Below are 15,983 nucleotides of genomic sequence, written 5' to 3' on the forward strand. Positions count from 1 at the left end.
TTCCTTCGTTTCCCGGAAGCGTCAAGGCCCGCCGAGACAATCGGCGGGCCTTAAATCGTGATTGCTGGCTTTTTGGATCAGCCTTCCAGCGTGCGTTTCAGGATCTTGAGGTCTTCGGCAATCTGCGGGTCTTCCTCGCGCAGAGCTTCGACTTTTTTGACAGCGTGGATGACAGTCGTGTGGTCGCGCCCACCGAACCGACGGCCAATCTCCGGCAAGGAACGGGTCGTCAATGTCTTTGCCAGGAACATGGCCACTTGCCGCGGACGTGCGATCGTACGCGTTCTGCGTGGGCCGAGAAGATCCGCCATCCGCAGATTATAGTGCTTCACAACGGCCTGCATGATCTCGTCAACAGTGATCCGGCGGTCATTGGCCCGGATCATATCCGACAGAGCCTCGTGCGCGACATCTACCGTGATATGGTCCCCTGCCAAGGATGAAAAAGCGAAGAGCCGGTTTAGCGCACCTTCAAGAACGCGCACGTTGGATGAAATGCGTTGCGCAAGAAACTCGAGAACGCCATCGTCGATGATAACCTCTTCGCCAGATGCAAGGTGATCCTGCAGCCTTTGCTGCAAGATACCCAACCTGAGCTCATAGTCGGTCGGATGCAGGTCGACGACCAATCCCCAGCTTAGGCGCGACTTGATGCGGTCCTCGAGGCCGTCGATCTCCCCAGGGGCGCGATCCGCAGAGATGATGATCTGCTTCTTCTGATCCACAAGCGCGTTAAACGTGTGGAAGAACTCGTCCTGCGTGCTGTCTTTACCCGCGATAAATTGCACGTCATCGACCATCAGCAGGTCAACAGAGCGAAACATCTCCTTGAAGCCCATCGTATTTTTCTCGCGCAGTGCGCGGACGAACCGGTACATGAATTGCTCGGCAGAAAGGTACAGGACTTTCAACTCAGGGTTGCGTCGACGTGCCTCCCACGCAATTGCGTGCATCAGGTGTGTTTTACCCAGTCCGACCCCGCCATAAAGAAACAGGGGGTTGAAGGAGACCGGTCCCCCCTCTGCCACACGCCGCGCAGACGCATGTGCCAATTCATTCGGCTTCCCGACCACGAAGTTGTCAAAGGTCAGCCGTGGATCGAGCGGCGAGCTTTGCGTGGAAGAGGCTGGCATGGCATGCAGTGTCCCGGCATCATCATCGGTGTGCAGTGGCGCGTTATCTGCTGCGGCTGCCCTTGCCCGCGCATCAGCCCGCAACTGCGCCACATCAAATTCGATGCGCTTTACATTGGCTCCGGCAGACACGAGATGGCGCAGGATGTCGTCGCTATAGTTCCGTTCGACCCAGTTGCCGACAAAGTTCGAGGGAACCTCAAACTTCGCTACGCCGGCTTCGCACGTGGCGAAGCGAATTGGCTCTATCCATGTAACGTAGTTGTTTTGCCCGATGGTTTTAAGCAGATCATTTTGAACACTCCCCCAAGTGTCTTCTGTCATTTTTTGCCCTTTTTTCAGTTATCTAAGACTGCCTCCACGGCAAGCCTCGCGCCTTCCAACCGGAAAGCGTGCCCCTATGTTTTTGTGCATCCAAATCGCCTTCGAACCCTTCGGCAACGTTCACGCAAGCAATCGCGTGATCGTCCCCGATATGGGACCGCGCCACTGCTTCAGCAGCGCTCAGAGACCTTGCTCCGGACCGGCACAAGAACAGCAGCGTGGACGGTGCAGATGCCCCCAAGCTCTGTGCCAATTCCGAAAGGAAGTCCGGGTTCTCGCTCATGTGGGGATACCGCTTCCATTCGATCTGAAGCAGTGGTTTTCCCACGGGGTCGAGGTCAGGCACACCTACGAAAGTCCATTCTGCCTGTGACCGAACATCGATGAGCACTGCCGAGGTATCGTTCTCGAGAATGGTCCAGGCGTTCTGTGGGTCTACCTCAGTCACACCGGGCACATTCGCCGTGCTCATCAGCCTCCTCCTAACAAATATGAATCGCAGTTCTAGGGGTAGCAAGTCACGACCCGGACCCGCAACATATCTTATCGGTTGACTCACGGCAAAAACGTTACCGAATCTTTACACAACCACTGGTTGCATATTTAACGTCTTCAAATTCCTGTAGAAACACAAAACGCCCCGCGAGCGGGGCGTCTGAAAAAAGTCTTTTCGGACTCGGTTTAAGCGTTCAGCGCTTTCACACGTTTCGAAAGGCGCGACATTTTCCGTGCCGCTGTGTTTTTATGCAATATGCCCTTTGTCACGCCGCGCATCAGTTCCGGCTGCGCTGCCTTGAGAGCTTCGGCGGCTGCCGCTTGGTCTCCGGTTGCGATCGCTTCCTCTACCTTGCGAAGGTATGTGCGGATGCGCGACCTGCGCGCTTTGTTGACCTGAAAGCGGGCTTCGTTCTGGCGCGCGCGCTTCTTTGCCTGGGGCGAATTTGCCATGGTGTGTGTCCCTTTCCCGGGTGTCGTGTATCAGTTTCACAGCACATGATGACCCCACGGGAGCCCGGGTTCTGAAACCGGGTCGTCCGGCCTGAGCGGGCCTCACACGCATATCTGGACCGCGCTATAGTCAGAATCAGTCCGAAAGGAAAGCTGTATTTGTGCTGCCTTCCGTGTCACTTGTCCCGGAACTGTGGCTCTCGCTTCTCGATGAACGCAGACATGCCTTCGGTTTGATCTTCGGTGGCAAACATCGCGTGGAAGAGGCGTCTCTCGAACAACAGCCCTTCCCGGAGCGACGTCTCGTAGGAGCGGTTGACCGCCTCCTTGATCGCCATCGCCGTCAACTGGGACTTCTCGGCGATCTTGTGCGCCGCCCCACTTGCTTCTTCCATGAGCTTTTTGGCTGGCACGACGCGGCTGACCAAGCCGGAGCGCTCTGCCTCGTCCGCGTCCATGAAACGCCCCGTCAGGTGCATATCCATTGCCTTGGATTTTCCGACGAACCGGGTAAGACGTTGCGTTCCGCCAATACCAGCGACGACACCCAAGTTGATTTCAGGCTGTCCGAACTTCGCAGTATCCGACGCGATGATGAAATCACACATCATGGCCAGTTCGCAGCCGCCACCCAGCGCGTAGCCTGACACAGCTGCGATAATCGGCTTTCGGCAACCAAGAAGCCGCTCTACCTCAGGACCAAATAGATCTGAGCCGAACACTTCGACAAATGTCTTCTCACTCATTTCGGTGATGTCGGCGCCAGCGGCAAAGGCCTTTTCCGACCCTGTCAGGACGATACACCGGACCTTTTCGTTATCTTCCGCCGCAGTGAGTGCCTTGGCGAGTTCTCCGAGCAGTTCTGAATTGAGTGCGTTCATCGCATCCGGACGGTTCAGCTTGATCACCGCCACATGATCCTCAATCTCGACGATCAGTGTGTTGTAGGCCATTCAATGGCTCCCGAGTTCCCCAAACCCGGGCAGGGTTACCAACTGGAGCGCTAGGCGCAAGCTATCTTTGGCAGGTCGGACAGTAGAAGGACGATCTGCCGGACTGCACGACACGACGCACAACATCTGGGCAGTCTGCCGTGGCGCACTGGCCTCCTTCACGCCCATAGACCCGGAATCGGTGCTGAAAATACCCCAGGTCGCCGTCGGCCTGTCGATAGTCCCGGAGGCTGGAACCGCCTGCTTCGATCGCTTCGGACAAGACGTCGCGAATAATCGGAACCAGCTTGGCGATCCGTTTCGGCGCAACCTTACCGGCCTTGCGCGCAGGATGGATTCCCGCGCGATAGAGTGCTTCACAGACGTAGATATTGCCCAGGCCTGCAACGATTTTCTGATCCAGCAGAGCAGCTTTGACCGGCGTACCCCGCCCCCGCAGCCGCCCGACAAGATAATCTTCGTCGAACGCATTGCCCAATGGCTCCGGCCCGAGCGCAGCAAGTAACGGATGATCCTCGGCCGTGGCGGTCGGCATGAGATCCATGGCCCCAAATCGTCGGGGATCGTTGAACACGATCCGGGCGCCACCCTCCATGTCGAGGACCACATGATCATGCTTTTCGGGATCTGTTCTTGCATGATGGAACACGCCCACCTGTGCACCCTGAACGACTATGCGCCCCGACATGCCGAGATGGATCAGCAGCGTTTCCCGCGTGTCCAGATCGGCAAGGATATACTTGGAACGTCGTCGCAGCTGCGTCACGCGGGCCCCGGTCAGACGCTCCGACATACGCGGGGGAAAGGGCCATCGCAAATCCGGACGACGGATGTCTGCATGCGCGATCCGCAGCCCGGACATGACCGGATCCAACCCTCGCCGGACCGTTTCAACTTCGGGAAGTTCGGGCATTTCCGCTCCTGCCGTTGCGTCGCGTTGTAACCGCCGACTTGCGGCCTATAAGGAAGGAGATGGAAGACCAGCGGCAAGGGCCCAAATGAGCGACATGGAAGAAAAGACAACCCATTTCGGCTATCAGACCGTTCCAGAGGAAGACAAAGCGGGACTCGTGCAGGGCGTTTTTACCAACGTGGCGTCCAAGTACGATGTGATGAACGACCTGATGTCAGGCGGCCTCCATCGTGTCTGGAAAGACGCAATGATGGACTGGCTCGCGCCGCGTGACGCTCAACGCCTGCTGGATGTTGCGGGCGGTACGGGTGACATTTCCTTTCGGTTTCTCAAACGCGCTCCGGGCGCAAACGCGGTTGTGCTGGATCTGACGGAGTCGATGCTGATCGAGGGGCGTCGCCGCGCGGAGGCGGAGTCTCTGTCGGATCGTCTTGAGTGGCTCGTCGGGGACGCGATGGCCCTGCCCTTCGACGACAACAGCTTCGACGTCTACACAATCAGCTTCGGAATTCGGAATGTCACGCGCATTCAGGATGCCCTTTCAGAAGCGTACCGCGTGCTCAAACCCGGCGGGCGATTGATGGTGCTGGAATTCAGCCAGCTGCCAAATCCCGGGATGCAATGGGTCTATGATCGCTATTCGTTCAACGTCATCCCACCGATGGGCAAGTTGGTCGCGAATGACCGCGAGAGCTATCAGTATCTCGTGGAGTCGATCCGGAACTTTCCTGATCAGGAAACCTTCGCCGGCATGATCCGCTTGGCTGGATTTGAACAGGTGAAGTACCGCAACCTGACCTTCGGCGTGGCAGCGTTGCATTCCGGTTGGAAGATCTAGCATGCGCGGCCCCCACAACTTCTGGCGCCTGATCCGTACAGGGGCCACGTTCGAGCGTACCGGAGCGATGCGTGTCGCCCTCGAGGCAATGGATGCCCCGCGACCTCTTCGCGTGGCGGCAAGGGTCCTGGGCTGGCCGTTCCAGTGGCTCGGGCTGAAGGGCGATCCGGACATGCCACCGGTCACCCGGGCGCTCACGGCACTCGGACCGGCCTACATCAAGTTCGGTCAAATCCTGTCAACGCGCCCGGACGTTGTCGGCAAGGACCTCGCGTTGCAGCTTCAGGTTCTGCAAGACAAGCTGCCGCCATTCTCGGTGGCCGAGGCAAAGCGCAGCATCCAACGTGAATTCGAACAGCCTGTAGATACCCTGTTCTCGGAGTTCAGCGAACCGGTTGCAGCGGCCTCGATCGCGCAGGTGCACAGCGCACGCATTGCCAGCACGGAGGAGCGCGTGGCCGTCAAGGTCTTGCGTCCGGGCATCGAGAAGGCGTTTCGGAAAGACATTGACGCTTTCTACCTGATTGCGCGTCTGGTCGAGTTGCTCGCGCCCTCAGCACGACGGCTCAGGCCGATGGATGTCATCGCGCATTTCGAAGGTGTCGTGAATGGCGAGTTGGACCTGCGCATGGAGGCGTCTGCCGCCGGAGAGTTTGCTGCGAACACATCTGAAGATACGGGGTTTTCCGTACCTCCCGTGCATTGGGAGTTGTGTGGGCGGCGCGTGATGACACTCGGCTGGGCGGACGGCATCCCGCTGAACGAATTGGGCGCTATTCGGGATACTGGCTGCGATATGGATGCTTTGGGTCGCAGGGTTCTGGAGCTGTTCCTGAACCACGCCTTGCGGGACGGGTATTTCCACGCAGACATGCACCAGGGCAACCTGAAGCTTGGTCCGTCCGGCGACATCGTCGCGCTTGATTTCGGGATCATGGGACGGATCGACGAGTATACTCGCCGCGTTTATGCCGAGATCCTCATGGGATTTATCCGCAAGGATTACCGACGTGTAGCCGAGGTTCATTTCGAGGCGGGATACGTACCGGCAGATCAGGATGTGGATGCGTTTGCCCAGGCGCTGCGGTCAGTCGGTGAGCCGATCTTCGGTATGGACGCATCCCGCATCTCGATGGCGCGCCTGTTGGCTTACCTTTTCGAAGTGACTGAACGGTTCGGGATGGAGACAAGGACAGAATTGATCCTGCTTCAACGCACCATGGTCGTGGTGGAGGGCGTTGCACGGTCGCTGAACCCTCACATCAACATCTGGGAAGTGGCGCAACCCATCGTCAGCCAGTACATTGCCGCGAATATCGGACCAAAAGCCCTGCTTCGTGACTTGACAGCTACGGTGCGGGTTCTGGGCAAATTTGGTCCAAAACTTCCGCAACTGGCGGAGGCCGCGCTTGTGCGACAGGCCGCGCTTGATAATCCGCCACCGCAATCATCGACATGGTCGAAGTGGCAGTGGTTCGCCCTCGGCGCGACATCAGCCCTTGCGGTGAGCATCGGCCTGCATCTGCTCTAGGTCGGCGGCTTCATGCTCCATCGCCGCGGCGTATGCGTCATCGCCTTGATGGGCTTTCCAGTTGCAATAGCAGAGCATCCGCCATCGGTAGAATGGTAACAGTTGGGTTGCCCGGCGCGCGGTTTGGTCATCATCATACGCCATCAGCAAGGTTTCAGGCGTAACCGGCTCAGCGCCGTATACGACAGCCATGGCGGGGGACGTGGCATGGGCAATGTCTTCGACCGGATCACCTATTGCCGGACACTGCCAGTCGATCAAAACAAGATCTCCACTGACGGTCGAGACAGTGTTGCTCGCGATCGGATCACGGTGCACGAGGCACGGTTGAAACGGATGTACAGTCGGCAGGCACGTCGGACGCAAGGAGGTTGCCCAAGGCGGTAGCACGGTGTCTGCGAGCATCGCCTCCGCTTCCTGGAGCAGAGCGTCCGGAGCATGCGGCCGGATTGGAAATCTCTTCAGCGGTGCGATCCGGTGCAGGCGTTTTAGAACACGCGCAAGATCCGGGGCAGTTGGAACTCCGGAATTACCGGAAAGATATTGGTACAGGATAAGCACGGTGCCGTCCTGCAACGGGTGCATACCGACAGGCATCGGTGCCACGCCATGTCGAGACAGCGCACAAAGCGCTGCCCATTCGTCGTGAGGCTTGTTCTGAAACAGCGGGTTGGCGAGATCTTCTCGCGCCAGCTTCACGACGATCTGCGACCTCTCATCGCCAAGAGAAACAAGAAGTACGGTACTGGTGCGCCCGCCCGGCAAACTACGCACGTTCTCAGCACGAGCAAGGAACGGGAACGCGGAAATGGCTTCAGGGGGGAGAAAGGGTTCTAAAGATGTTGATCTGATACGCGGCATCACCCGAACGGGTATAGACAGAGGCCACGCCCGGAGCCAGCGGCTATCCCTCATCCCCGCGTCGAAGCGCCAAGACGGCAGAGGAGTCAATTCTATCACCTGCCGTCGCGATCAGGACGCTGGACGTGCCTTCGCTCCGCACTTCGGCAACCTCACGATAGGCGCTCACCGCACCGCCAGTCACGGGTTGGCCGGCAGCAGTGGCCGAGATAGTGAACTGATAGGTTCCATTCGGAAGCGGTTGTCCGGCCGAAGAAACACCCGCCCAAGTAAAGCTGCCGTCTGTCAAATCCAGCGGCAGACGCTGAACCTCCGTGCCATCCGGCCGCGACACGACTAGTTGTGCATTGTCTGCCACGCCGGGAATGGCAACTTCCAAATCAATCGGTTGACCTTCGAACCCGACCGCGCCAGACGCCAGCACTTCCATGCCAACCCAGCTTCCCATCTGCGCAATATTTCCAAGACTGGTCTGCGCTGTAAGCTGCTTGAGCAGATCATTTGTCAGGGTTTGTTGCTCAACTCCCGAGAATGTGGCGAGCTGTACGGCCAGTTCGTCGGAATCTGCAGGATCTGTCGGGTCCTGGTTTTCAAGCTGTGTGGTCAGCATCAGCAAGAAAGTCTCATAGTCGGAATTAATCGCAGTACCGCTCGACTGTCCGGTCTGCACATTAGACTGGCGCACGGTATTGGGGACCGTAGATGCTATCGCGTCCATTCCTGTCTCCTAAAGTCGCAGGTCGAGCCTGCCTTCAACAAGGGCCGTTGCGCGCGTGCGCGACAAAAGCGCGGGGTCGCCGCCCGGATCGAGCTCCGGATCGTTTTCGGCAGGGATGACGCTTTGTGAAGGCGTCAAGTCCTTTTGCGAGTCGTTCGATTGACCGTCCGAGGTCAACGCGGCGTTTGACATGTCGTAGCCTGCTTCTGCCAACTCCTGTCGCAGCAGCTCAAGGTTGCGACGAACCAGATCGAGCGTTTCCGGCCGGTCTATCTGTATCGCAATCAGCTGTGCAGCTTCGCCTCCTGAAAACGTGAGGCGCACGCGTCCGAGTTCTTCAGGGTTGAGTTGCACCTCGGTCACCCGCTGATCTGCAGCGACCGTGACCTCTCGGATTTGCGCCACAACGGAACGCGCATTCTGTTCCGTGAGCTGTGCGGGTTGGGCAAACTGAAGTTGCGACAGCGACCTTGGATTGCTGCGTTCGGTGTCAAGCAGGATTGCGCCGACATCTGCGTCAGAAACAGCGGCAAGATTCGTCAGATCCCGATCAGGAGAAATCGCGTGAGCGACCGCCGAAGCGACCACAGTCGTCGCACTAGGAGCGAGCTGCGGTCGTGTACCCGCTCCGTCTGTGGTTGCAGTCTTCTGGCGGATGGGATCACCAACCTCGTCCGCGTCAAGCGAAGGCGGTTGCGACTGCGGATTGGGCACTTGGACATCACGTTCAGAGTTGGCGCCGACAGACGGTGAAACTTGGCCGGTGTTTACGAGCGAGGGCCCGCTGAGGTCTTGTGGAGCCCGCGTCCGCGGGCCTTGGATCTGAGGCGCTTCGCTTCTTGAAGGCGGCTTAACCGGATCAAGTGGAAGACCTTTCAAATCCCGGACAATGCCGCGTCCGTCGCGTTCCGCGGACTGCACCGATATCTCTTGCGTGATACGGCCAGTGCCCTGCATGTCCGCTGTCAATTGCGCTTGAAGTGCCAGCTCGGTCTCAGCTTTTCCGACGTGCATCAGCGCTCGACGATCAGGCTCCGTTCCTAGACGCAGACCAACTTCCGGACCAGACCGCACTTGGGCTAGATCAGCGGCGACAGCTTGGGGTGGCACGGGACTGACTTCGGGCTCGGAACTGCTTTCAACCAAGATGATGGATTGCGGCGCCACCCGGCTGTGGTCGGTTTTCACGGCCCTTGCTTGACTGGAAAGTTGCGGAACCATTTCTGGTGCATCTGGGGTGGCAACCCCCAGCGCTTTGTCTGCACCTGCGTGAAATAGCTTCTCGTCTTGTTCCGTTTCCGCCGCCCGTGCGCCGAGCGTGACCGGAATTGTCAGAACAGGTTCTTCTGAAACCGGGCCGGTACTCGGGGCAACCAGACCTATCAAATCTTGAGCTGAATACGGCTTCTGTGCATCAGTTTCAGCAACAGGTAACTTTGGTGATGCCAGCGCGGAGTGTTCAGTACTGCTGCTAGCGGGGGAAAGGTCAGTAGCCTGCTTGGCCTCGGATTGCCCACCGGGGTCAGCTTGAATGCCACCGTAAAAGGACTCAACGCCAGCCAGTTGGCCGCGCGCCCTGGTTGGTCCAATCGTCCCTTCTTCAGTGGCCGCGGCTTTGTCGATAGAAGTTTTCTGTTCGGAGCGCGATCCTTGGTCCGCGTTCTGGAAGGCTTCGCCGCCTTCTTCTTGTGCGCCAGTGTCCTCAAAAGTCTCCGCTGCACGTGCGTGGACCAACTCGGCAAACTCGGCGGATGATCCTTCGGCATCCGTTTCACCGCGTCGCGCGCCCGCCAGGGTGCCTTCGTCAAAGACACGGACACCTGCCGACTTTGGTGTTGGCCCGATTCTGAGGAATTCTTCCGTCATGACCCTGTAGTAGCGGTCCTTTCCTTACGACTTCTTTACCGAGACGGGTCCATACCTTGAAAAAACCTGGAGCATTCGATGGATTCGATCAGCAGTGTACGGAGCGGCCCCTTGGTCAGATCCCAAGCGGATCTGGCCGAAGTAGCAGAGAAACTCGAAGCAGCCTTTCTTTCCGAAATGTTGAAAGCCGCGGGTGTCGGTCGCCCCCTATCGGTGATGGGGGGGGGAATAGGCGAAGAACAGTTCAGCTCTTTCTTGCGCGATGAGTATGCAAGTAATTTGGCCAGGTCTGGGGGCCTGGGCTTGGCGGAGTCGATAATCCGATCTTTGGAAAAGGCGGCGCAAAATGACTGATGTTGTAATTTTTGAAGAACTTGAAGTTGGTCTTTCGAAATTACGCAATGCACTGCGCAGTGCCTCTTTCAGCGAAATTCCGGATATTGCGAGAGAATTCGAAGCGACGCACCGAAAGCTTCAGAAGTTTGAAAACCCCACGGTGGATTTGAGTGCGATCGCAAACGAAATTACGGCGGCGCTGAAACTGATAGCTGCAGCTTCTCGCGGATTGCAATCAGCTCGAAATAGAATTGAGCAGTACGGAAAACCAAAGACGGCCTTTGTAACCTACAAAGCCTCGACGATTCGACACGGCAAAGAGCCAAAGTCGTGATGGAGCGACTTTCCAGAAAATTCTATGTAGATGGGGCGTTTGCCCGAAGCACAGTTAATCTGTTCTTAGAACGTTCTTGCGAAGACAAAAGCGCATCGATCGATGGCACAGCGGCGGAATCTGCTGTCAGCGTCAGAAGGGCGTTTCGTGAGTTCCGAAAGGACTAAGAGAAACCAAACGCAAAAGGCGTAACGGAAGGGACTAAAACCATGTCCAGCATTCTGACTAACAACAGTGCCATGGTGGCACTTCAGACACTCCAGTCAATCAACAAGGACCTCGCCAAGACCCAGGATGAGATCTCAACGGGCAAGTCGGTTGCATCAGCAAAAGACAATTCGGCTGTTTGGGCGATTTCCAAGGTTATGGAAGCAGATGTAAACGGCTTCAAAGGCATCTCTGAAAGCCTCTCGCTCGGTGAATCCACCGTTGCTGTGGCGCGGAATGCAGCCGAAACGGTCACTGACCTGCTGACGGACATCAAGGGCAAGATCGTTTCCGCACAGGAAGAGAACGTCGACCGGACGAAAATTCAAACGGATATCGACTCGCTGAGAGAGCAGATCAACTCCGTTCTCAACGCGGCTCAATTCAACGGCAAGAACCTCGTCAACAACTTTGATGAGAGCTCCATTCTGTCTTCTCTGGACCGTGACTCTGCGGGTGATGTGACCGCCAGCTACATTTCCTTCAACGGTCAGAACCTGACTTCCGATGGCGGTACACTTTCAACATCGACCGCGCTTAACCGTATCGGTACTGTGGATGACGCGGGTGCTTACACCGTAGGTGCAGGGGCTACCCTGTCAAACGCTGCCAATGACGCGACCATCACGCTGGCGACATCGCTTGACGATGGCGACACGTTGACGATCGACTTCGCTGATCAACAGTTCACTTACACCAACAATTCGGGAGGTGCGCTCGCTGTTGGCGATCTTGATGATATTGTTGCTGCGGGCTTGGCAAACTTGGGCGTCGAAGGGGTTACCACTGCCGTCACCGGCGCTGGTGAAATCACGGTTTCCTCTACCAATAAATTCGACGCAATCACAATCCAGGGCAGTTCCCCGACGACGACCGTAACAGTCGATCCCGACGCGGGTGGAAGCCAGAGCGCAGCGGCTCCCGGGGCGGCGGCCACTCTTGTAGCACGGGCCGAAACGATTTCCCTTGGTGGTACAGGCAACACCGGAGGTGTCGTAAAGGAAGGTGATGGCTTCCAAATTGCGCTTGATGGGTCAACATTCAATTACGTGGCAAAGGATGGCGACACACTCAACGACGTGGCAACCGGTCTGAAGCGGGTTATTGATGCGCAAGGTGTTGACGGCGTTTCGGTCAAGGTGAACCTCTCTGATGATCCGACCACGTCGCCGCCTACAATCCAAATTGACAACGATGGTTCGAACAACATCTCGTTGACAGTGGATGATGGCGCTGATGGTGTGGCGTCCGGTGGACTCGTCGGCCTTTCTGGCATTGATGTCACAACATCAGACGGCGCGAGGAACGCACTCAATAATATCGAGAGCCTGATCCAGACATCGATCGACGCTGCAGCTGAATTCGGCTCCATTCAGAGTCGGGTGGAAACGCAGGCCGAGTTCATCGGAAAGCTGACCGACTCGTTGAAGTCGGGCATTGGTGCTCTGGTGGACGCTGACATGGAAGCAGCATCTGCGCGCTTGCAGGCATTGCAGGTTCAACAGCAGCTCGGCACCCAGTCGCTGACAATTGCGAACCAGGCGCCGCAGAACATTCTGACTCTGTTCCGTTAACATAGTTGGCGCCGGCCGAAAGTCGGCGCCAGTACTTATTCGCCATATGCCCGCGTAGTGAAAGTTTCCGCTTCATGAACACACAAGCTGCAGCAATATCCTACTATTCGAATTCCACACGTTCGGTGGGAACGCGTCACAGCAACGAGTATGCTGTGGTTTCTCACATAACCCAAAAACTCCGAGCGGCCGAAGAACACAAGGCGAGCAACTTCCCACACTTCGTTGAGATGCTCACACTGAATCGTAAACTCTGGCAAAACTTCGGTGCTGACGTCGCAGAACCAGATAACCAGTTACCGAAAAGCCTGAAAGCGAAGATATTCTACCTCGCTGAGTTTGTCGATCAACATACGAGGCTCGTACTGAAGGGCACGGAATCCGCTATCGATTTGATTGAAATAAATGACACGATCTTGCAAGGGCTCAGGAATCAAGGCGGTCCGTCATGACCGGTCTGGTTCTCAAGTTGGGGCCGAAAGAGCGTGTACTCATAAATGGCGCTGTGATCGAAAATGGCGACCGGAGAAGCCGAATAAGCATCAGGTCTCCCAATGCCAATATCTTACGTCTAAAGGATGCAATTCATCCTGATGAAGTGACAACTCCTGTCCGGAGAGTTTGTTACTCTATTCAATTGGTTCTTTCTGGTGATGCAGAGAAAGACGAGATGAAAATGCCAATTTTGAGAGGTATCGAGCAACTCAGCCAAGTCTTTAAGGACGCTGACAGCAGATTGGCCCTAGACACATCGACGAAGTATGCGGTTTCGGAGAATTACTATCTTGCACTAAAGGCACTTCGAACTTTGCTTCAAAGAGAAGAACGGCTACTGGCTGCGAGGCCCAATGTTTGAAGCCATTGTTCCTTTTTCTGGAGTTGCAGGCTGGCAGTACCTAAACGCAACCGAGGAACGTCAACGAGAAGCCTTCGAGAAAAGTCCAATTAGGCAAAGAGACCTAGAATACTTTCGAAACAACATCGCGAGTGTCACTTCTGTTGACGAATTTGTGGAAGATACACGACTAATGCGAGTTGCTTTGGGAGCGTTTGGACTCGAAGCTGATGTCGGAAATCGAGCTTTCATAAAAACACTCATTCTAGAGGGCACCGAAGAGAGCGGCGCTTTGGCAAACCGCCTTGCCGACAAGAGGTATTTGGAGTTTGCCGAAGCTTTTACAGTCAAGAAAGTATCCGGAGGCGCACCGTTCACATCCGATGACATCGAGGAGGTAGTTACAGGCTTCCTAGAACTCAAGTTCGAAGCATCGGTTGGCACTTCAGACGAAAATCTGCGTATCGCTTTGCAGCTTGAGCGCGAGATCGCAGATATTTCCCGAAGTGTGAAGAGTGAAGATGCGCAGTACTTTACGATACTCGGATCCCCGCCGCTGCGTTTGGCATTTGAGAAAGCTTTCGGATTGCCTGAGAGTTTTTCTTCAATCGACATTGACAAACAAGTGGAAGTTCTTAAAGGCGCTGTAGCCGACAGATTTGGCAGTAGTTCACTCTCTATTTTCGAAGATCAAGAGCGCACCTCAGATCTTATTCAACTCTACCTCGTCAGAGCAACTGCGGGTGAGTACAACGGGTCCGTTGCGTCAGCACAGACTGCCCTTCGCCTTTTGACTTCTTAGGTCAATGCCTAGGCGCACTATTGAATGACCTTGTAAAGTCGTTGAAAACTCTCGACGATGCTTATGCTTTCAACCCGAGACAAGAAACGCTCCAGTTCCTCGTTCACTTGGCAGGCTTTGTCTATTTCTGAATTAGAGCCCTGTGTATACAAACCCGACTCGATCATGAGCCTTGATCGCTCATATGCACTCAATAACGTTCGCGCTTGGTACAATATTTCATTTTCGCCTGTGGATGCTGCATCAGGAAGACTTCGGGAAACTGATTGCAAGACGTCGATCGCCGGGAAGCGGCCTCTTGCTGCTATTTCGCGCGAGAGGATGATATGCCCGTCCAGAATACCTCGAGTGATATCCGATATTGGCTCCTCCAGATCAGATCCGGCCACGAGCACACTGAATACAGCGGTGATATCGCCGGCATCGTGTTCGCCAGGACCCGCTCTTTCGACCAATTCCATAAGCAGACTAGATGTGGACGGTGGGAAACCTCGCATGCTCGTAACCTCTCCGCAGGCACTTGCAACTTCTCGGTGAGCCTCTGCGAAACGCGTAAGGGAATCTGCGATAAACAGGACATGCGCGCCTGCATCACGGAGACATTCCGCAATCGACATCGCTGAAAACAAGGCGCGCCGCTTGATTGCCGGGGATTGATCTGAAGTGGCCGCGACGACCACACAGCGCGTCATGGCATCAGGACCAAGAATCTTTTCTACGAAATCGCGCACCTCGCGCCCGCGCTCCCCGATAAGGACGAGGACTACGACATCCGCCGAGACAGTCTTTGCGAGTTTTCCCAGTAATGTGGTTTTGCCCACGCCGGAGCCCGCAAAAACCCCAATGCGCTGCCCGCGAGCAATAGGAAGGAATGTATTGAGAACCGCCAGGCCGGTTTCCAGCCGTCCTCCGAGTGGTTTTCGGTCCATTGCGTTCGGCGGGGATGCACGAAGGGGGTAGCTGCGGTCTCCGTCGCGCAGACGTGTTCCATCCATCGCGTTGCCGAATGCATCCAACGTATGTCCAACCCACGAAGGATCGGGTGCGATAGAAGACTGTCCGCAATAGATTGCCCGATCGCCAATCGCCAGACCTTCTGTACGTGACTCTGGAAAAACTGACGCTTTCTCACTGTTCAACGCAACCACCTCGGCACCGACAGATCGCCCTGCCTTCGTTTCCAACCTGACTCGGTCTCCGATCTTCAAGAGCCGCGCGAGGCCTTCAACGTCGACGAGTGACTCGCCGAGCCGACAAATCCTGCCAGATACGGTTTCTATTTCTAGTCGCGCAAACTGCCGATTCAATTCAGAAAAGTTGGAACTCTGGATCATCTTGGCGCTTTCACTCCCCGGCTTACCGTTTCTTAAACGAATCGGGGTTAATCCTTGGTTGAAACAGTCGAGGGAGAAGCCCCGATGCTAGATAGTTTGAGCCTTTTGCGTATCGCCGGGGAGAAATCTTCGGCCTCTGCGACTGCGCACAGCGTCATTGCACGTAACATTGCAAACGCGGACACACCCGGCTTTCGCGCACTGGGTATTGAAAGTTTCAAATCGCGTTTCACCGCAGAGAACAGCGCGTCGTTGCGGACGACGCGCGCTGAGCACATGTTCGCAACTGCGCCTGCGTCAGACGTGAAGACCTATATCGATACCGCGGCACCAGTCGACCAGAACGGCAATTCAGTTTCACTGGAGCGCGAAATGGTTCGTATGGCAGAGAACCGGCAGGAGCATGACCTTGCGCTGACAGTCTACAAATCCACGCTAGGCATTCTTCGCGCCGGGCTTGGGCGAGGCTGATCAGT

General features: G+C 56.2%; 18 protein-coding genes. 9 read left to right on the top strand and 9 right to left on the bottom strand.

Features of this window, described 5'->3' with window-relative positions; all coding sequences use genetic code 11:
* Positions 1 to 77 precede the first annotated feature (77 nt).
* The 5 genes from dnaA to mutM all read right to left on the bottom strand — a co-directional run bounded on the left by dnaA (position 78) and on the right by mutM (position 4,271).
* Positions 78 to 1,457, bottom strand: coding sequence for a chromosomal replication initiator protein DnaA (gene dnaA / locus ACP15N_RS10515; protein WP_425092222.1), 1,380 nt, complete (start codon positions 1,455 to 1,457; stop codon positions 78 to 80).
* Between the two features lie 22 nt (positions 1,458 to 1,479).
* Positions 1,480 to 1,929, bottom strand: coding sequence for a rhodanese-like domain-containing protein (locus tag ACP15N_RS10520; protein ID WP_425092223.1), 450 nt, complete (start codon positions 1,927 to 1,929; stop codon positions 1,480 to 1,482).
* 209 nt (positions 1,930 to 2,138) lie between these two features.
* Positions 2,139 to 2,405: a 30S ribosomal protein S20 gene (rpsT, locus tag ACP15N_RS10525; protein ID WP_425092224.1), complete on the bottom strand. Its 267-nt coding sequence runs from the start codon at positions 2,403 to 2,405 to the stop codon at positions 2,139 to 2,141.
* A 176-nt stretch (positions 2,406 to 2,581) separates the two neighbouring features.
* Positions 2,582 to 3,358 (bottom strand): enoyl-CoA hydratase, encoded by a 777-nt coding sequence (locus ACP15N_RS10530; RefSeq protein ID WP_425092225.1) that lies wholly within the window; start codon positions 3,356 to 3,358, stop codon positions 2,582 to 2,584.
* A 61-nt stretch (positions 3,359 to 3,419) separates the two neighbouring features.
* Positions 3,420 to 4,271: a bifunctional DNA-formamidopyrimidine glycosylase/DNA-(apurinic or apyrimidinic site) lyase gene (mutM, locus tag ACP15N_RS10535; protein ID WP_425092226.1), complete on the bottom strand. Its 852-nt coding sequence runs from the start codon at positions 4,269 to 4,271 to the stop codon at positions 3,420 to 3,422.
* 85 nt (positions 4,272 to 4,356) lie between these two features.
* On the opposite strand from mutM, the gene ubiE reads away from it, so the two are divergent.
* Positions 4,357 to 5,109 carry a bifunctional demethylmenaquinone methyltransferase/2-methoxy-6-polyprenyl-1,4-benzoquinol methylase UbiE gene (ubiE, locus tag ACP15N_RS10540; RefSeq protein WP_425092227.1) on the top strand — a complete coding sequence of 251 codons (753 nt, stop codon included), beginning with the start codon at positions 4,357 to 4,359 and terminating at the stop codon, positions 5,107 to 5,109.
* 1 nt (position 5,110) lies between these two features.
* Complete coding sequence (gene ubiB / locus ACP15N_RS10545; RefSeq protein ID WP_425092228.1) at positions 5,111 to 6,640, top strand: 2-polyprenylphenol 6-hydroxylase; 1,530 nt, start codon at positions 5,111 to 5,113, stop codon at positions 6,638 to 6,640.
* Here ubiB and ACP15N_RS10550 read toward each other — a convergent pair.
* The 3 genes from ACP15N_RS10550 to ACP15N_RS10560 are packed head-to-tail and all read right to left on the bottom strand — an operon-like array spanning position 6,602 to position 9,953.
* The gene (locus tag ACP15N_RS10550) at positions 6,602 to 7,501 is read right to left on the bottom strand and encodes a phosphotransferase (RefSeq protein WP_425092229.1); all 900 of its coding nucleotides are present in this window, start codon (positions 7,499 to 7,501) and stop codon (positions 6,602 to 6,604) included. The genes ubiB and ACP15N_RS10550 overlap by 39 nt on opposite strands.
* A 43-nt stretch (positions 7,502 to 7,544) precedes the next feature.
* Positions 7,545 to 8,219 (bottom strand): flagellar hook capping FlgD N-terminal domain-containing protein, encoded by a 675-nt coding sequence (locus tag ACP15N_RS10555; protein WP_425092230.1) that lies wholly within the window; start codon positions 8,217 to 8,219, stop codon positions 7,545 to 7,547.
* Positions 8,220 to 8,228: 9 nt separating this feature from the next.
* Positions 8,229 to 9,953, bottom strand: a complete 1,725-nt coding sequence (locus ACP15N_RS10560) for a flagellar hook-length control protein FliK (protein WP_425092231.1) — start codon at positions 9,951 to 9,953, stop codon at positions 8,229 to 8,231.
* Between the two features lie 210 nt (positions 9,954 to 10,163).
* Here ACP15N_RS10560 and ACP15N_RS10565 point away from each other — a divergent pair, with 210 nt between their 5' ends.
* The 6 genes from ACP15N_RS10565 (at position 10,164) to ACP15N_RS10590 (ending at position 14,173) form a co-directional block, all read left to right on the top strand.
* The gene (locus ACP15N_RS10565; protein ID WP_425092232.1) at positions 10,164 to 10,439 is read left to right on the top strand and encodes a rod-binding protein; all 276 of its coding nucleotides are present in this window, start codon (positions 10,164 to 10,166) and stop codon (positions 10,437 to 10,439) included.
* Complete coding sequence (locus ACP15N_RS10570; protein WP_425092233.1) at positions 10,432 to 10,755, top strand: hypothetical protein; 324 nt, start codon at positions 10,432 to 10,434, stop codon at positions 10,753 to 10,755. The genes ACP15N_RS10565 and ACP15N_RS10570 overlap by 8 nt, the downstream gene beginning before the upstream one ends.
* A gap of 209 nt (positions 10,756 to 10,964) precedes the next feature.
* Positions 10,965 to 12,536 carry a flagellin gene (locus tag ACP15N_RS10575; protein WP_425092234.1) on the top strand — a complete coding sequence of 524 codons (1,572 nt, stop codon included), beginning with the start codon at positions 10,965 to 10,967 and terminating at the stop codon, positions 12,534 to 12,536.
* A gap of 74 nt (positions 12,537 to 12,610) precedes the next feature.
* A complete protein-coding gene (gene flaF, locus ACP15N_RS10580; RefSeq protein ID WP_425092235.1) occupies positions 12,611 to 12,988 on the top strand; it encodes a flagellar biosynthesis regulator FlaF in 378 nt (125 codons plus the stop codon).
* Positions 12,985 to 13,392 carry a flagellar biosynthesis repressor FlbT gene (flbT, locus tag ACP15N_RS10585; protein ID WP_425092236.1) on the top strand — a complete coding sequence of 136 codons (408 nt, stop codon included), beginning with the start codon at positions 12,985 to 12,987 and terminating at the stop codon, positions 13,390 to 13,392. The genes flaF and flbT overlap by 4 nt, the downstream gene beginning before the upstream one ends.
* Positions 13,385 to 14,173 (top strand): DUF1217 domain-containing protein, encoded by a 789-nt coding sequence (locus ACP15N_RS10590; RefSeq protein WP_425092237.1) that lies wholly within the window; start codon positions 13,385 to 13,387, stop codon positions 14,171 to 14,173. The genes flbT and ACP15N_RS10590 overlap by 8 nt, the downstream gene beginning before the upstream one ends.
* 17 nt (positions 14,174 to 14,190) lie before the next feature.
* Here the strand turns inward: ACP15N_RS10590 and ACP15N_RS10595 are convergent, their stop codons facing one another.
* The gene (locus tag ACP15N_RS10595; RefSeq protein WP_425092238.1) at positions 14,191 to 15,507 is read right to left on the bottom strand and encodes a FliI/YscN family ATPase; all 1,317 of its coding nucleotides are present in this window, start codon (positions 15,505 to 15,507) and stop codon (positions 14,191 to 14,193) included.
* 84 nt (positions 15,508 to 15,591) lie between these two features.
* Here ACP15N_RS10595 and ACP15N_RS10600 point away from each other — a divergent pair, with 84 nt between their 5' ends.
* Complete coding sequence (locus ACP15N_RS10600) at positions 15,592 to 15,978, top strand: FlgB family protein (RefSeq protein WP_425092239.1); 387 nt, start codon at positions 15,592 to 15,594, stop codon at positions 15,976 to 15,978.
* Positions 15,979 to 15,983 lie beyond the last annotated feature (5 nt).

It is taken from the genome of Tropicimonas sp. S265A (assembly GCF_049800835.1).
Taxonomy (GTDB): Bacteria; Pseudomonadota; Alphaproteobacteria; order Rhodobacterales; family Rhodobacteraceae; genus Dinoroseobacter.

Coding starts and splice junctions, on each gene's coding strand:
- dnaA (WP_425092222.1), bottom strand. CDS start 1,457: ATGACAGAAGACACTTGGGGGAGTGTTCAAAATGATCTGCTTAAAACC.
- ACP15N_RS10520 (WP_425092223.1), bottom strand. CDS start 1,929: ATGAGCACGGCGAATGTGCCCGGTGTGACTGAGGTAGACCCACAGAAC.
- rpsT (WP_425092224.1), bottom strand. CDS start 2,405: ATGGCAAATTCGCCCCAGGCAAAGAAGCGCGCGCGCCAGAACGAAGCC.
- ACP15N_RS10530 (WP_425092225.1), bottom strand. CDS start 3,358: ATGGCCTACAACACACTGATCGTCGAGATTGAGGATCATGTGGCGGTG.
- mutM (WP_425092226.1), bottom strand. CDS start 4,271: ATGCCCGAACTTCCCGAAGTTGAAACGGTCCGGCGAGGGTTGGATCCG.
- ubiE (WP_425092227.1), top strand. CDS start 4,357: ATGAGCGACATGGAAGAAAAGACAACCCATTTCGGCTATCAGACCGTT.
- ubiB (WP_425092228.1), top strand. CDS start 5,111: ATGCGCGGCCCCCACAACTTCTGGCGCCTGATCCGTACAGGGGCCACG.
- ACP15N_RS10550 (WP_425092229.1), bottom strand. CDS start 7,501: ATGCCGCGTATCAGATCAACATCTTTAGAACCCTTTCTCCCCCCTGAA.
- ACP15N_RS10555 (WP_425092230.1), bottom strand. CDS start 8,219: ATGGACGCGATAGCATCTACGGTCCCCAATACCGTGCGCCAGTCTAAT.
- ACP15N_RS10565 (WP_425092232.1), top strand. CDS start 10,164: ATGGATTCGATCAGCAGTGTACGGAGCGGCCCCTTGGTCAGATCCCAA.
- ACP15N_RS10570 (WP_425092233.1), top strand. CDS start 10,432: ATGACTGATGTTGTAATTTTTGAAGAACTTGAAGTTGGTCTTTCGAAA.
- ACP15N_RS10575 (WP_425092234.1), top strand. CDS start 10,965: ATGTCCAGCATTCTGACTAACAACAGTGCCATGGTGGCACTTCAGACA.
- flaF (WP_425092235.1), top strand. CDS start 12,611: ATGAACACACAAGCTGCAGCAATATCCTACTATTCGAATTCCACACGT.
- flbT (WP_425092236.1), top strand. CDS start 12,985: ATGACCGGTCTGGTTCTCAAGTTGGGGCCGAAAGAGCGTGTACTCATA.
- ACP15N_RS10590 (WP_425092237.1), top strand. CDS start 13,385: ATGTTTGAAGCCATTGTTCCTTTTTCTGGAGTTGCAGGCTGGCAGTAC.
- ACP15N_RS10595 (WP_425092238.1), bottom strand. CDS start 15,507: ATGATCCAGAGTTCCAACTTTTCTGAATTGAATCGGCAGTTTGCGCGA.
- ACP15N_RS10600 (WP_425092239.1), top strand. CDS start 15,592: ATGCTAGATAGTTTGAGCCTTTTGCGTATCGCCGGGGAGAAATCTTCG.